Here is a 12,199-nt window from a genome sequence, read left to right on the forward strand (position 1 = left end):
CCTCTTCGTCGCTAAAAGTGTTGGTCGTACCGGTCGTGCGGATGACGCGGTGCTGCTCCGGTCGACCCCCTCTGCACGGCGGGGTCTCGAGAGACACGCCGAAGGCGTGCCAAAAGCACCAAGGGTCGAGCCTAGGTGATAAAGAGGTCCGAGAGCAAGTCGGCGGGGTGGCTGCTCACGCAGTGAACAGGATGCCCCGGGCCGCGAGCGCGGACGCAATGCGCTCCGTCACCTCGGCGATCTCGCCGATGCCGTCGACCTTGGCGAGCAGGCCCCGCTCGGCGTACACGCCGATCAGCGGCGCGGTCTGCTCGGCGTAGACCTCGAGCCGGTGGCGCACCACCGCCTCGTCGTCGTCGGCACGGCCCTGTTCGAGCGCCCGCTTCTTGAGTCGGTCGACGACGACGTCGGGGTCGGCGACGAGCTCGACCACGGCGTCCATCGCCTGGCCGCTCTCGGCGAGCAGCTCATCGAGGGCGCGCACCTGATCGATCGTTCGCGGGTAGCCGTCGAGCAGGAAGCCCTCGGCGGCGTCGGGCTGCGAGAGGCGGTCGCGCACGAGGTCGTTGGTCAGGCTGTCGGGCACGTTGTCGCCGGCATCCATGTAGGCCTTCGCCTGCTTGCCGAGCGGGGTCTCGTCGCGGAGGTGCGCGCGGAAGATGTCCCCGGTCGAGATGGCCGGCACACCCAGCGCCTGCGAGAGCCGCTGCGCCTGCGTGCCCTTGCCCGCTCCGGGCGGGCCGATCAGGAGCAGACGAGAGCTCATCGCAGGAGGCCCTCGTAGTGGCGCTGCTGCAGCTGGGCGTCGATCTGCTTCACCGTCTCGAGGCCGACGCCCACGATGATCAGGATGCTCGCCCCGCCGAACGGGAAGTTCTGGTTGGCCCCGACCGCCGCGAAGGCGATCAGGGGGATCAGCGCGATGAGACCCAGGTAGAGCGAGCCGGGCAGGGTGACGCGGGTCAGCACGTAGTCGAGGTACTCGGCCGTCGGGCGACCGGCGCGGATGCCGGGGATGAAGCCGCCGTACTTCTTCATGTTGTCGGCGACCTCTTCGGGGTTGAAGGTGATCGCCACGTAGAAGTAGGTGAAGCCCACGATGAGCAGGAAGTACAGCACCATGTAGATCGGGTTGTCGCCCGATACGAGGTTGTTCTGGATCCAGACCACCCACTCGGGCGCGGTCTCTCCCGCGGCCGGCTGGTTGAACTGCGCGATCAGCGCCGGCAGGTAGAGCAGCGACGAGGCGAAGATGACGGGCACGACGCCGGCCATGTTCACCTTGATCGGGATGTACGTGTTGTTTCCGCCGTAGGTGCGGCGACCGACCATGCGCTTCGCGTACTGCACCGGGATGCGGCGCTGCGACTGCTCGACGAACACGACCGCGGCCATCACGAGCAAGCCGAGGGCGAGCACGATGAGGAAGATCTCGAAGCCTTGCGACACGGCGATGGCCCACAGAGCCGACGGGAACGTGGCGGCGATGGAGACGAAGATCAGCAGCGACATGCCGTTGCCGATGCCGCGCTCGGTCACCATCTCGCCGAACCACATGATGAGGCCCGTTCCGGCGGTCATCGTGATGACCATGAGCAGGATGGCGTACCACGCGTCGTTCGTGATGAGCTGGGTGCACGCGGGCTCGCCACTGGTGGTCGGGAAGAGCGCACCCGCACGCGCAACCGTGATCAGCGTGGTCGACTGCAGCACCGCGAGCGCGATCGTCATGTAGCGCGTGTACTGCGTCAGCTTGGCCTGACCGGCCTGGCCCTCCTTGTGGAGGGTGTCGAAGTGGGGGATCACGACGCGGAGCAGCTGGGTGATGATCGACGCGGTGATGTACGGCATGATGCCGAGCGCGAAGATCGAGAGCTGCAGCAGGGCGCCGCCGCTGAAGAGGTTCACGAGCTGGTAGAGGCCGGTCGCACCCTGGTTGCCCGCGAGGCAGATCTGCACGTTCTGGAAGTCGACGAACGGCGCCGGGATGAACGACCCGAGGCGGAAGATCGCGACGATCGCCAGCGTGAAGCCGATCTTGCGGCGCAGGTCGGGCGTGCGGAAGATCCGCCCGATAGCTCTGAACACGTGGACCTCCCGTAGAACAACCAAGAGCACCCGCCCGCCCGGCGACGAGGGATGCTGTGGCCCGTGTGGGCCGTGACCCGAGGTGGGTCGGAACCGCAGGGGAGGGTGGCCCCGAAGGGCCACCCATCACCTACTGGATCGAACCGCCGGCGGCGACGATCTTCTGCTCGGCCGAGCGCGAGACCTTGTCGACGGTCACGTTGAGCTTAACCGCAATGTCGCCGTCCCCGAGAACCTTGACCTTCTCGTTCTTGCGCACGGCACCCTTCGCGACGAGGTCGGCGACGGTGACGTCGCCCCCCTTCGGGTACAGGGCAGCCAGCGCCGAGAGGTTGACGACCTGGTACTCGACCCGGAACGGGTTCGTGAAGCCGCGCAGCTTGGGCGCGCGCATCACCGAGTTCAGGTTGCCGCCCTCGAAGCCGGGCTTGACCTGGTAGCGGGCCTTGGTTCCCTTGGTTCCGCGACCCGCGGTCTTGCCCTTGGAGCCCTCACCGCGGCCGACGCGGGTGCGGTCCTTCTTCGCACCGGCGGCCGGGCGGAGGTGGTGGACCTTGAGCACCTGCGGGCGCGCGACGTCGCCCGACTCGGCCTTCTTCGCGGGCGCCTTCTTGGCGGCGGGGGCGGCCTTCTCGGCCGCGGGCTTCGCAGCGGCCGGGGCCTTCTCCGCGGCCGGCTTCTCAGCCGCCTTCGCCGGAGCCTTCTCCGCGGCCGGCTTCGCAGCGGCCTTGGCCGGAGCCTTCTCGGCAGCGGGCTTGGCAGCGGCCTTGGTCGCGGGCTTCTTCTCCGCAGCGGGCTTCGCAGCCGCGGCGGTGCTCGCCTTCTTCGCCGGCGCCTTCTCGGCGGCGGGCTTCTTCTCTTCAGCCATTAGTCAATCTCCTCGACCGTCACGAGGTGGGCGACCGCACGGACGTAGCCGCGGTTGGCCGGGGTGTCCTCACGGACGACGACATCGCCGATCCGCTTGAGTCCCAGGCTCCGCAGCGTGTCGCGCTGGTTCTGCTTCTCGCTGATGACGGACTTGATCTGGGTCACCTTGAGCTGCGCGGCCATCACGCACCACCCTTCCCGGCAGCCGTGGCCGCAGCGGCCTCGGCGCGCACGAGGCGGGCCGGAGCCACGTCCTCGAACTCGAGCCCACGGCGGGCGGCGACGGCGCGCGGCTCTTCGAGCTGCTTGAGCGCCTCCACCGTCGCGTGGACGATGTTGATCGTGTTCGACGAACCGAGCGACTTGCTCAGCACGTCGTGGATGCCAGCGCACTCCAGCACGGCGCGCACCGGACCACCGGCGATAACACCGGTACCGGCGGCGGCGGGGCGCAGCAGCACCACGCCGGCAGCGGCCTCGCCCTGCACGGGGTGCGGGATCGTCGCGGCGACGCGGGGGACGCGGAAGAAGTTCTTCTTGGCCTCCTCGACACCCTTCGAGATCGCGGTCGGCACCTCGCGGGCCTTGCCGTAGCCGACACCGACCATGCCGTTGCCGTCACCGACGACCACCAGGGCGGTGAAGCTGAAGCGACGACCGCCCTTGACGACCTTCGACACACGGTTGATCGTCACGACACGCTCGAGGAACGGGCTCTTCTCGGTCTCGCGCTGACCGCGGTCGCGGTTGGGGTTGCGCTCGCGACCGCCACGGCGAGCCTCACGGGGCTCGGTCGCCGTCTCCGACGCCACAGCGGTCTCCACGGGGGCCTCTGCCGCCACGGTCTGCTCCTTCTCGTTGTCCGTCACAGGTCCAGCCCTGCCTCTCGCGCTCCATCGGCGATCGCAGCGACGCGACCGGCGTAGCGGTTGCCGCCGCGGTCGAACACGACCGCGTCGACGCCCGCCTTCTTGGCGCGCTCAGCGACCAGCTCGCCGACCTTGCGGGCCTTGGCGGTCTTGTCGCCCTCGAAGCCGCGGAGGTCCGCCTCCATGGTCGACGCGCTCGCCACGGTGTGGCCCTTGGTGTCGTCGACGATCTGCACGAAGACGTGCCGCGACGAACGGGTCACGACCAGACGCGGCCGCTCGGCCGTGCCGGTGATGCGCTTGCGCAGACGCGCGTGACGGCGGCCCTTGGCGGCCGACTTGCTCTTGCCTCTCGTACCGAGACCCATGACTACTTCCCAGCCTTTCCGGCCTTGCGACGCACGACCTCGCCGGCGTACCGAACGCCCTTGCCCTTGTACGGCTCGGGCTTGCGGATCTTGCGGATGTTCGCAGCGACCTCACCGACGGCCTGCTTGTCGATGCCGCTGACGGTGAGCTTGTTGTTGCCCTCGACCGTGAAGGTGATGCCCGCGGGCGGGTTCACGGTGACGGGGTGCGAGAAGCCGAGCGAGAACTCGACACCCTCGCCCTTGGCCTGCACGCGGTAACCGGTGCCGACGACCTCGAGGCCCTTGGAGTAGCCCTGGGTCACGCCGACGATCTGGTTCGCGATGAGCGTGCGGGTGAGGCCGTGCAGCGAGCGCGAGTTGCGCTCGTCATCGGGACGGGTCACGACGACCTGGTTATCCTCGATGGCGACCTCGATGGGGCTCGCGACGGTGAGCGAGAGCTCACCCTTCGGGCCCTTGACGGTGACGGCCTGGCCGTCGATCTTGACCTCGACACCACCGGGGATGTCGATGGGCATGCGTCCGATACGTGACATGACCGATCACCACACGTAGGCGAGGACTTCCCCACCCACGCCCTTCTTCATCGCCTCGCGGTCGGTGAGGAGCCCCGAGGAGGTCGACAGGATCGCGACGCCGAGGCCACCGAGGACGGTGGGGATCTCGGTCGACTTCGCGTAGACACGCAGACCCGGCTTCGAGACGCGCTTGATGCCGGCGATCGACCGCTCGCGGTTCGGGCCGTACTTCAGCGAGAGGGTCAGCGTGCTGCCGACGCGGGCGTCGGCGACGCTCCAGTCGGCGATGTAGCCCTCGCGCTTGAGGATCTCAGCGATGTGCGTCTTCAGCTTGGAGCTGGGGAGCGACACCGTGTCGTGGTACGCCGAGTTGGCGTTCCGCAGTCTGGTCAGCAGGTCTGCGACCGGATCTGTCATCGTCATGATGCGGTTTTCCGTTTCTCGTCCGGTTTCGACTCCCGGTACACCGGGGCCGACCTGGCCGATCGTGGCCCCGAAGGGCCGGATGGGGTGTTACTGGGCGCTGTCGCTCGAGCGGAAGGGGAAGCCGAGAGCGCGCAGCAGGGCGCGGCCCTCGTCATCCGTCTTCGCGGTCGTGACGACGGTGATGTCGAAGCCGCGGACGCGGTCGATCTTGTCCTGGTCGATCTCGTGGAACACGCTCTGCTCCTGGAGGCCGAAGGTGTAGTTGCCGTTGCCGTCGAACTGCTGGTCGCTGAGGCCGCGGAAGTCGCGGATGCGGGGCAGGGCGAGGGTGATCAGGCGGTCCATGAACTCCCAGGCGCGGTCGCCGCGCAGCGTGACGTGCGCGCCGATCGGCATGCCCTCGCGCAGCTTGAACTGCGCGATCGACTTGCGGGCCTTGGTGACCATGGGCTTCTGACCGGTGATCGCGGTGAGGTCCTTGATGGCGCCGTCGATGACCTTCGAGTCGCGGGCGGCCTCGCCGACACCGGTGTTCACGACGATCTTGACGAGGCCGGGGACCTGCATCGGGTTCGCGTAGCCGAACTGCTCGGTGAGCTGCTTCTTGATCTCCGAGCGGTACTTCTGCTTGAGGCGCGGCTGGACCGTGTTCGCCACGACAGCGCCAGTCGACGCGGCAGTTTCAGTGGACATTAGAGCTTCTCACCTGACTTCTTGGCGTACCGGACGCGGACGGTCTTCTTGACGCCGTTCTTCTCGACGACCTCCTCGCGGAAACCCACGCGGGTCGGCTTCTTGGTCTTCGGGTCGACGAGCGCCACGTTGGAGACGTGGATCGGAGCCTCAGCGGTCTCGATGCCACCGGTCTTCGTGCCGCGCTGCGTCTGGCCGACGCGCACGTGCTTCGTGACGTAGTTGACGCCCTCGACGATCACGCGGTTCTTGTCCGCGATGACCTCGATGACACGACCCTGCTTGCCACGGTCACCGCCGCGGGCCTCGGTGGCACCGCTGATGACCTGGACGAGGTCGCCCTTCTTGATCTTGGCCATGGCTAGAGCACCTCCGGGGCGAGCGAGACGATCTTCATGAACTTCTTGTCGCGGAGCTCGCGACCGACCGGTCCGAAGATGCGGGTCCCACGAGGGTCGCCGTCATTCTTGAGGATGACGGCGGCGTTCTCGTCGAACTTGATGTACGAGCCGTCGGGACGACGGGTCTGCTTGACGGTGCGCACCACGACCGCCTTGACGACGTCGCCCTTCTTGACGTTGCCGCCGGGGATCGCGTCCTTGACGGTCGCGACGATGACGTCACCGAGACCCGCGTAGCGGCGGCCGGAGCCTCCGAGCACGCGGATGGTGAGCAGCTCCTTGGCACCGGTGTTGTCGGCGACCTTGAGCCGGGATTCCTGCTGGATCATTTCTGTCTCCTAGTGGACAAGCAGGCGCGGGCCTACTTGGCCTTCTCGAGGATCTCGACGAGGCGCCAGCGCTTCGTGGCGGACAGGGGACGGGTCTCGGAGATCAGGACGAGGTCGCCGATGCCGGCGGTGTTCTGCTCGTCGTGAGCCTTGACCTTCGAGGTGCGGCGCATGACCTTGCCGTAGAGCGGGTGCTTCACGCGGTCCTCGACCTCGACGACGATGGTCTTGTCCATCTTGTCGCTCGTGACGTATCCGCGGCGGACCTTGCGGTAGCCGCGCGCCGAGGCGTCGCGAACGTCGTGCTCGGCCGACTCGTGGCCGGCAGCGGCCTTCTTCTCGGTCGTCGCCATCAGTTCTTCTCCTCAGTCTTCTCGGCCTCGGCGGGAGCATCCGCCTTCGCCTTCGCCGCCTTCTTGGCCGGCTTCTCCGGCAGCTCGAGCGGCGCCGGGGTGGCGCGCAGGCCGAGCTCGCGCTCGCGGATGATCGTGTAGATCCGCGCGATGTCGCGCTTGACCGCGCGCAGGCGGCCGTGGCTCTCGAGCTGGCCGGTCGCGGCCTGGAAGCGCAGGTTGAACAGCTCCTCCTTGGCCTTCTTCAGCTCGTCGACGAGACGCTCGTCCTCAAACGTGTCGAGCTCGGCGGGCGCCAGCTCCTTCGATCCGATCGCCATTACGCGTCGCCTCCCTCGCGCTTGATGATGCGTGCCTTGAGGGGCAGCTTGTGAATCGCACGGGTCATGGCCTCACGAGCGAGCTGCTCGTTGACGCCCGCGACCTCGAAGAGGACGCGACCCGGCTTGACGTTTGCGACCCACCACTCGGGCGAGCCCTTGCCGGAACCCATACGGGTCTCGGCCGGCTTCTTGGTGAGCGGACGGTCGGGGTAGATGTTGATCCAGACCTTGCCACCACGCTTGATGTGACGCGTCATGGCGATACGAGCGGACTCGATCTGCCGGTTCGTCACATACGCGGGGGTGAGGGCCTGGATGCCGAACTCGCCGAACGTGACCTCGGTGCCACCGGTCGCATGCCCACTCCGCTTGGGGTGGTGCTGCTTGCGGTACTTGACCTTGCGGGGAATCAGCATTGTTCCTAGCCTTCCGCTCCGGCCGCGACGGGAGCCGCAGCGGTGGCACCACGGCCACCGTCACGGCGAGGACCGCGGTCCGAGTCACGACGCTCGGGGCGCGACGACTTCTGGGCCGCCTGCTCGCGAGCGAGTTCCTTGTTGGTGATGTCGCCCTTGTAGATCCAGACCTTCACGCCGATGCGGCCGAAGGTGGTCTTGGCCTCGTAGAAGCCGTAGTCGATGTTCGCGCGCAGCGTGTGCAGCGGCACACGACCCTCGCGGTAGAACTCCGACCGGCTCATCTCGGCGCCGCCGAGACGGCCCGAGACCTGGATGCGGACGCCCTTGGCGCCCGCGCGCTGCGCACCCTGCAGGCCCTTGCGCATCGCGCGGCGGAACGCCACGCGGGCGCTCAGCTGCTCGGCGATGCCCTGGGCGACCAGCTGCGCCTCGGCCTCGGGGTTCTTCACCTCGAGGATGTTCAGCTGGATCTGCTTCTTGGTGAGCTTCTCGAGGTCGGCGCGGATGCGCTCCGCCTCGGCACCGCGGCGACCGATCACGATGCCCGGGCGGGCGGTGTGGATGTCGACGCGGACGCGGTCACGGGTGCGCTCGATCTCGATGCGCGCCACGCCGGCGCGGTCGAGGCTCGTGGTGAGCATCCGGCGGATCTTGACGTCCTCAGCCACGTAGTCGGCGTAGCGCTGACCGGGCTTGGTGCTGTCGGAGAACCAGCGCGACACGTGGTCGGTGGTGATTCCGAGACGGAAACCGTACGGGTTGACTTTCTGACCCATGACTACTTGCTCGCCTTCTTCTTGCTCGGGCCCGCGGCGACCAGCTCATCCGGCGTGGCGAGCACGACGGTGATGTGGCTGGTGCGCTTGTTGATGCGGAACGCGCGGCCCTGGGCGCGCGGCTGGAACCGCTTGAGGGTCGTGCCCTCATCCACGAACGCGCGGGAGATGTAGAGGTCCTGCTCGTCGAGGTAGGCGTTCGCGGCGTCGGCCTTCACCCGGGCGTTGGCCATGGCCGACGCGACGAGCTTGTAGACGGGCTCGCTCGCAGCCTGCGGGGCGAACTTCAGGATGGCCAGCGCCTCGAGGGCCTGCTTGCCGCGGATCATGTCGACGACGCGACGAGCCTTCTGAGGCGTCACGCGGATGTGTCGCACGCGGGCGATCGACTCCACCATGTCTGTACTCCTCTTCACGCCGCCGGGTTACCGGCGACGACCCTTCTTGTCGTCCTTCTCGTGGCCGCGGAAGGTGCGGGTCGGCGCGAACTCGCCGAGCTTGTGGCCGACCATGGTCTCGGTCACGAACACGGGGATGTGCTTGCGGCCGTCGTGCACGGCGATGGTGTGCCCGAGCATGGCGGGGACGATCATCGAACGGCGCGACCAGGTCTTGATGACGTTCTTCGTGCTGGCCTCGTTCTGGGCGAACACCTTGCGGAGCAGGTGGTCGTCGACGAACGGACCCTTCTTGAGACTGCGAGGCATTGTTCTCGACTCCTACTAGCGCTTCTTGCCAACGGTGCGGCGACGGACGATGAGCTTGTCGCTCTCTTTGTTGGGGCGGCGCGTGCGGCCCTCCGACTGACCCCAGGGGCTCACCGGGTGGCGGCCACCGCTGGTCTTGCCCTCACCACCACCGTGCGGGTGGTCGATCGGGTTCATCGCGACACCGCGGACGGTCGGGCGGACGCCCTTCCAGCGCATGCGGCCGGCCTTGCCCCAGTTGATGTTCGACTGCTCGGCGTTGCCGACCTCGCCGACGGTGGCGCGGCAGCGCGCGTCGACGTTGCGGATCTCACCCGAGGGCAGGCGCAGCTGGGCGTAGGGGCCGTCCTTCGCGACGAGGCGCACCGAGGCGCCGGCCGAGCGGGCCAGCTTGGCCCCGCCGCCCGGGCGCAGCTCGATGGCGTGCACGACGGTACCGACGGGGATGTTGCGCAGCGGCAGGTTGTTGCCCGGCTTGATGTCGGCCGAGGGACCCGACTCGACGATGTCGCCCTGCGCCAGCTTGTTCGGCGCCAGGATGTAGCGCTTGGTGCCGTCGACGTAGTGCAGGAGCGCGATGCGCGCGGTGCGGTTGGGGTCGTACTCGATGTGCGCGACCTTGGCGTTCACGCCGTCCTTGTCATTGCGACGGAAGTCGATGACGCGGTACTGGCGCTTGTGGCCACCGCCGATGTGGCGGGTGGTGATGCGACCCGAGTTGTTGCGGCCACCGGTCTTCGGCAGCGGCTTCAGGAGCGACTTCTCGGGCGTCGACCGCGTGATCTCAGCGAAGTCGGCGACCGACGAGCCGCGACGACCCGGGGTCGTGGGCTTGTACTTGCGAATAGCCATTGTCGTGTGTCCTTCGTGCCTAGCCGACGGCCGTGAAGATGTCGATGGAGCCCGACTTCAGCGTGACGATGGCGCGCTTGGTGTCCTTGCGCTTGCCGATGCCGAAGCGGGTGCGGCGGGTCTTGCCCGTGCGGTTGAGCGTGTTCACCGACGCGACCTTGACGTTGAAGATCTTCTCGATGGCGAGCTTGATCTCGGTCTTGTTCGCACGGGTGTCGACGAGGAAGGTGTACTTGCCATCGTCGATCAGCGCGTAGCTCTTCTCGCTCACGACCGGCGCGATGATGATGTCGCGCGGGTCCTTGTTCTGGGCGACAGCGTGGATGCTCATGCGCCGACCTCTTCCTTCTTCGTCTTCGACGCCACGAAGGCCTCGTAGGCGCCCTTCGTGAACACGATGTCGTCGCTGACCAGCACGTCGTACGCGTTGAGCTGGTCGGGGCTGATCACGTGCAGACCCTTGAGGTTGCGCACGCTCTTGAGGTTGATCTCGTCGTCGCGCTCGATGACCACGAGCACATTGCGGCCCGTGTTCAGCTGGGCGAGCACGGCGGCCGCGGCCTTCGTCGAGGGCGCGTCGGTGCCGAACGCCTCGACGACGTGCAGACGCTCGCCGCGAGCGCGGTCGCTGAGCGCGCCCAGCAGGGCGGCGGCGATCATCTTCTTGGGGGTCCGCTGCGCGTAGTTGCGCGGGGTCGGGCCGTGGACGATGCCACCGCCGCGGTGCTCCGGCGCACGCACCGAGCCCTGACGGCTGCGGCCGGTGCCCTTCTGCTTGAACGGCTTGACGCCCGAGCCGGAGACCTCACCGCGACCCTTGGTCGAGTGGGTGCCCTGGCGAGCGGCCGCGAGCTGGGCCACGACGACCTGGTGCAGCAGCGGGACATTGGTCTGAACGTCGAAGACGGCGGCGGGCAGGTCGACCGAACCGGTCTTCTTGCCGGCGGCGTCGATCACGTCGAGCGAGGTAGCCATGGCGCTTACGCTCCCTTCACGGCGTTGCGGACGAAAACAAGACGGCCGCGAGCGCCGGGAACCGCGCCCTTGACGAGCAGCAGACCCTTCTCGAGGTCGACCGAGTGGACCTTCAGGTTGAGCACCGTCACGCGGTCGCCACCCATGCGGCCCGCCATGCGCATGCCCTTGAACACGCGGCTGGGGGTCGACGACGCGCCGATGGAGCCGGGCTTGCGGTGGTTGCGGTGCGCACCGTGCGAGGCGGAGACGCCCTTGAAGTTGTGGCGCTTCATGACACCGGCGAAGCCCTTGCCCTTGCTGGTGCCGACGACGTCGACCAGCTGGCCGGCCTCGAAGATGTCGACAGCGAGCTGCTGGCCGGGGGTGTACTCGGCGGCGTCAGCCGTGCGCACCTCGGTGACGTGACGGCGCGGCGTGGTGCCGGCCTTCTCGAAGTGGCCGGTGAGCGGCTTGGTGACCTTGCGCGGGTCGATGGCGCCGTAGGCGATCTGAACGGCGGCGTAGCCGTCGACCTCGGGGGTGCGCACCTGCGTCACCACGTTGGGGGAGATCTCCACGACGGTGACGGGCACGAGCTTGTTGTTCTCGTCCCACACCTGCGTCATGCCGAGCTTCGTGCCCAGCAGACCCTTGGTCGTCTTGGTTGCAGACATGTCCGGGTTCCTTAGAGCTTGATCTCGATGTTGACGTCGGCGGGCAGGTCGAGGCGCATGAGCGAGTCGACCGCCTTCGGCGTCGGGTCGATGATGTCGATGAGACGCTTGTGCGTGCGCTTCTCGAAGTGCTCGCGGCTGTCCTTGTACTTGTGGGGCGACCGGATGACGGCGATCACGTTCTTCTCCGTCGGCAGCGGCACGGGGCCCACGACCGTGGCGCCGGCACGGGTGACCGTGTCCACGATCTTGCGCGCCGATGCGTCGAGACCTGCGTGGTCATACGACTTAAGCCGGATGCGGATCTTCTGTCCCGCCATGCTCAACTCTCTTCCTTCTTGGACGTGATGCGCCCGTCGGGGCGCACCTCACGCGGAGCGCAATTCGCTGTCGCACCACTGTTCTTCTGTCAAACGTCAATCGCCTGGTTGCAGCCCGCTCGCGCTCACGCGCGCACCGGATTCGGCCTCGTCGATCCAACGCCTGCCGCCGACCCCCGCGCCCGGGCGTGTCGCCCGGTTCAGGCACACGGGTCTCCCCGGAGCTGAGTGGTGTCGGCTTAAGCTGTGTTCT

At 67.6% G+C, this 12,199-nt stretch carries 22 protein-coding genes; all 22 read right to left on the reverse strand.

The window, feature by feature from the left end; all coding sequences use genetic code 11:
* Positions 1 to 175 precede the first annotated feature (175 nt).
* A complete protein-coding gene (locus tag BJ959_RS06395; RefSeq protein WP_183321910.1) occupies positions 176 to 766 on the reverse strand; it encodes an adenylate kinase in 591 nt (196 codons plus the stop codon).
* On the reverse strand, positions 763 to 2,088 hold the full coding sequence (gene secY, locus BJ959_RS06400; RefSeq protein WP_153982799.1) for a preprotein translocase subunit SecY: 1,326 nt from the start codon (positions 2,086 to 2,088) through the stop codon (positions 763 to 765). The genes BJ959_RS06395 and secY overlap by 4 nt, the downstream gene beginning before the upstream one ends.
* 130 nt (positions 2,089 to 2,218) lie before the next feature.
* Complete coding sequence (rplO, locus tag BJ959_RS06405) at positions 2,219 to 2,956, reverse strand: 50S ribosomal protein L15 (protein WP_153982798.1); 738 nt, start codon at positions 2,954 to 2,956, stop codon at positions 2,219 to 2,221.
* The gene (rpmD, locus tag BJ959_RS06410) at positions 2,956 to 3,141 is read right to left on the reverse strand and encodes a 50S ribosomal protein L30 (RefSeq protein ID WP_153982797.1); all 186 of its coding nucleotides are present in this window, start codon (positions 3,139 to 3,141) and stop codon (positions 2,956 to 2,958) included. The genes rplO and rpmD overlap by 1 nt, the downstream gene beginning before the upstream one ends.
* A complete protein-coding gene (gene rpsE, locus BJ959_RS06415) occupies positions 3,141 to 3,827 on the reverse strand; it encodes a 30S ribosomal protein S5 (RefSeq protein WP_153982796.1) in 687 nt (228 codons plus the stop codon). Before rpsE ends, rpmD begins: the two co-directional genes overlap by 1 nt.
* On the reverse strand, positions 3,824 to 4,195 hold the full coding sequence (gene rplR / locus BJ959_RS06420; RefSeq protein ID WP_153982795.1) for a 50S ribosomal protein L18: 372 nt from the start codon (positions 4,193 to 4,195) through the stop codon (positions 3,824 to 3,826). Before rplR ends, rpsE begins: the two co-directional genes overlap by 4 nt.
* 2 nt (positions 4,196 to 4,197) lie before the next feature.
* Complete coding sequence (rplF, locus tag BJ959_RS06425) at positions 4,198 to 4,734, reverse strand: 50S ribosomal protein L6 (protein ID WP_153982794.1); 537 nt, start codon at positions 4,732 to 4,734, stop codon at positions 4,198 to 4,200.
* Positions 4,735 to 4,740: 6 nt separating this feature from the next.
* On the reverse strand, positions 4,741 to 5,139 hold the full coding sequence (gene rpsH / locus BJ959_RS06430) for a 30S ribosomal protein S8 (RefSeq protein WP_153982793.1): 399 nt from the start codon (positions 5,137 to 5,139) through the stop codon (positions 4,741 to 4,743).
* Between the two features lie 90 nt (positions 5,140 to 5,229).
* Positions 5,230 to 5,835, reverse strand: coding sequence for a 50S ribosomal protein L5 (gene rplE, locus BJ959_RS06435; RefSeq protein ID WP_153982792.1), 606 nt, complete (start codon positions 5,833 to 5,835; stop codon positions 5,230 to 5,232).
* Positions 5,835 to 6,194 carry a 50S ribosomal protein L24 gene (gene rplX / locus BJ959_RS06440; protein WP_153982791.1) on the reverse strand — a complete coding sequence of 120 codons (360 nt, stop codon included), beginning with the start codon at positions 6,192 to 6,194 and terminating at the stop codon, positions 5,835 to 5,837. Before rplX ends, rplE begins: the two co-directional genes overlap by 1 nt.
* Positions 6,195 to 6,196: 2 nt before the next feature.
* On the reverse strand, positions 6,197 to 6,565 hold the full coding sequence (gene rplN, locus BJ959_RS06445) for a 50S ribosomal protein L14 (RefSeq protein ID WP_153982790.1): 369 nt from the start codon (positions 6,563 to 6,565) through the stop codon (positions 6,197 to 6,199).
* A gap of 32 nt (positions 6,566 to 6,597) precedes the next feature.
* The gene (gene rpsQ / locus BJ959_RS06450; RefSeq protein ID WP_153982789.1) at positions 6,598 to 6,918 is read right to left on the reverse strand and encodes a 30S ribosomal protein S17; all 321 of its coding nucleotides are present in this window, start codon (positions 6,916 to 6,918) and stop codon (positions 6,598 to 6,600) included.
* On the reverse strand, positions 6,918 to 7,238 hold the full coding sequence (gene rpmC / locus BJ959_RS06455) for a 50S ribosomal protein L29 (RefSeq protein WP_153982788.1): 321 nt from the start codon (positions 7,236 to 7,238) through the stop codon (positions 6,918 to 6,920). The genes rpsQ and rpmC overlap by 1 nt, the downstream gene beginning before the upstream one ends.
* Positions 7,238 to 7,657, reverse strand: coding sequence for a 50S ribosomal protein L16 (gene rplP, locus BJ959_RS06460; RefSeq protein ID WP_153982787.1), 420 nt, complete (start codon positions 7,655 to 7,657; stop codon positions 7,238 to 7,240). Before rplP ends, rpmC begins: the two co-directional genes overlap by 1 nt.
* 5 nt (positions 7,658 to 7,662) lie before the next feature.
* Positions 7,663 to 8,436, reverse strand: coding sequence for a 30S ribosomal protein S3 (rpsC, locus tag BJ959_RS06465; protein WP_153982786.1), 774 nt, complete (start codon positions 8,434 to 8,436; stop codon positions 7,663 to 7,665).
* A gap of 2 nt (positions 8,437 to 8,438) precedes the next feature.
* Positions 8,439 to 8,834: a 50S ribosomal protein L22 gene (gene rplV, locus BJ959_RS06470; RefSeq protein WP_153982785.1), complete on the reverse strand. Its 396-nt coding sequence runs from the start codon at positions 8,832 to 8,834 to the stop codon at positions 8,439 to 8,441.
* Between the two features lie 27 nt (positions 8,835 to 8,861).
* Positions 8,862 to 9,143: a 30S ribosomal protein S19 gene (gene rpsS / locus BJ959_RS06475; RefSeq protein WP_153982784.1), complete on the reverse strand. Its 282-nt coding sequence runs from the start codon at positions 9,141 to 9,143 to the stop codon at positions 8,862 to 8,864.
* Between the two features lie 15 nt (positions 9,144 to 9,158).
* Complete coding sequence (gene rplB / locus BJ959_RS06480) at positions 9,159 to 9,995, reverse strand: 50S ribosomal protein L2 (protein WP_153982783.1); 837 nt, start codon at positions 9,993 to 9,995, stop codon at positions 9,159 to 9,161.
* Between the two features lie 19 nt (positions 9,996 to 10,014).
* Positions 10,015 to 10,326 (reverse strand): 50S ribosomal protein L23, encoded by a 312-nt coding sequence (gene rplW, locus BJ959_RS06485; RefSeq protein WP_153982782.1) that lies wholly within the window; start codon positions 10,324 to 10,326, stop codon positions 10,015 to 10,017.
* Positions 10,323 to 10,970 (reverse strand): 50S ribosomal protein L4, encoded by a 648-nt coding sequence (gene rplD / locus BJ959_RS06490; protein ID WP_153982781.1) that lies wholly within the window; start codon positions 10,968 to 10,970, stop codon positions 10,323 to 10,325. Before rplD ends, rplW begins: the two co-directional genes overlap by 4 nt.
* 5 nt (positions 10,971 to 10,975) lie before the next feature.
* On the reverse strand, positions 10,976 to 11,626 hold the full coding sequence (rplC, locus tag BJ959_RS06495; RefSeq protein WP_153982780.1) for a 50S ribosomal protein L3: 651 nt from the start codon (positions 11,624 to 11,626) through the stop codon (positions 10,976 to 10,978).
* A gap of 11 nt (positions 11,627 to 11,637) precedes the next feature.
* Entirely contained in the window at positions 11,638 to 11,946 is a 309-nt protein-coding gene (gene rpsJ, locus BJ959_RS06500) for a 30S ribosomal protein S10 (protein WP_047561503.1), read from the reverse strand.
* Positions 11,947 to 12,199: the final 253 nt, after the last annotated feature.

Origin of the sequence: Microcella frigidaquae, assembly GCF_014200395.1 — a bacterium.
In the GTDB taxonomy this organism is placed as follows: domain Bacteria; phylum Actinomycetota; class Actinomycetes; order Actinomycetales; family Microbacteriaceae; genus Microcella; species Microcella frigidaquae.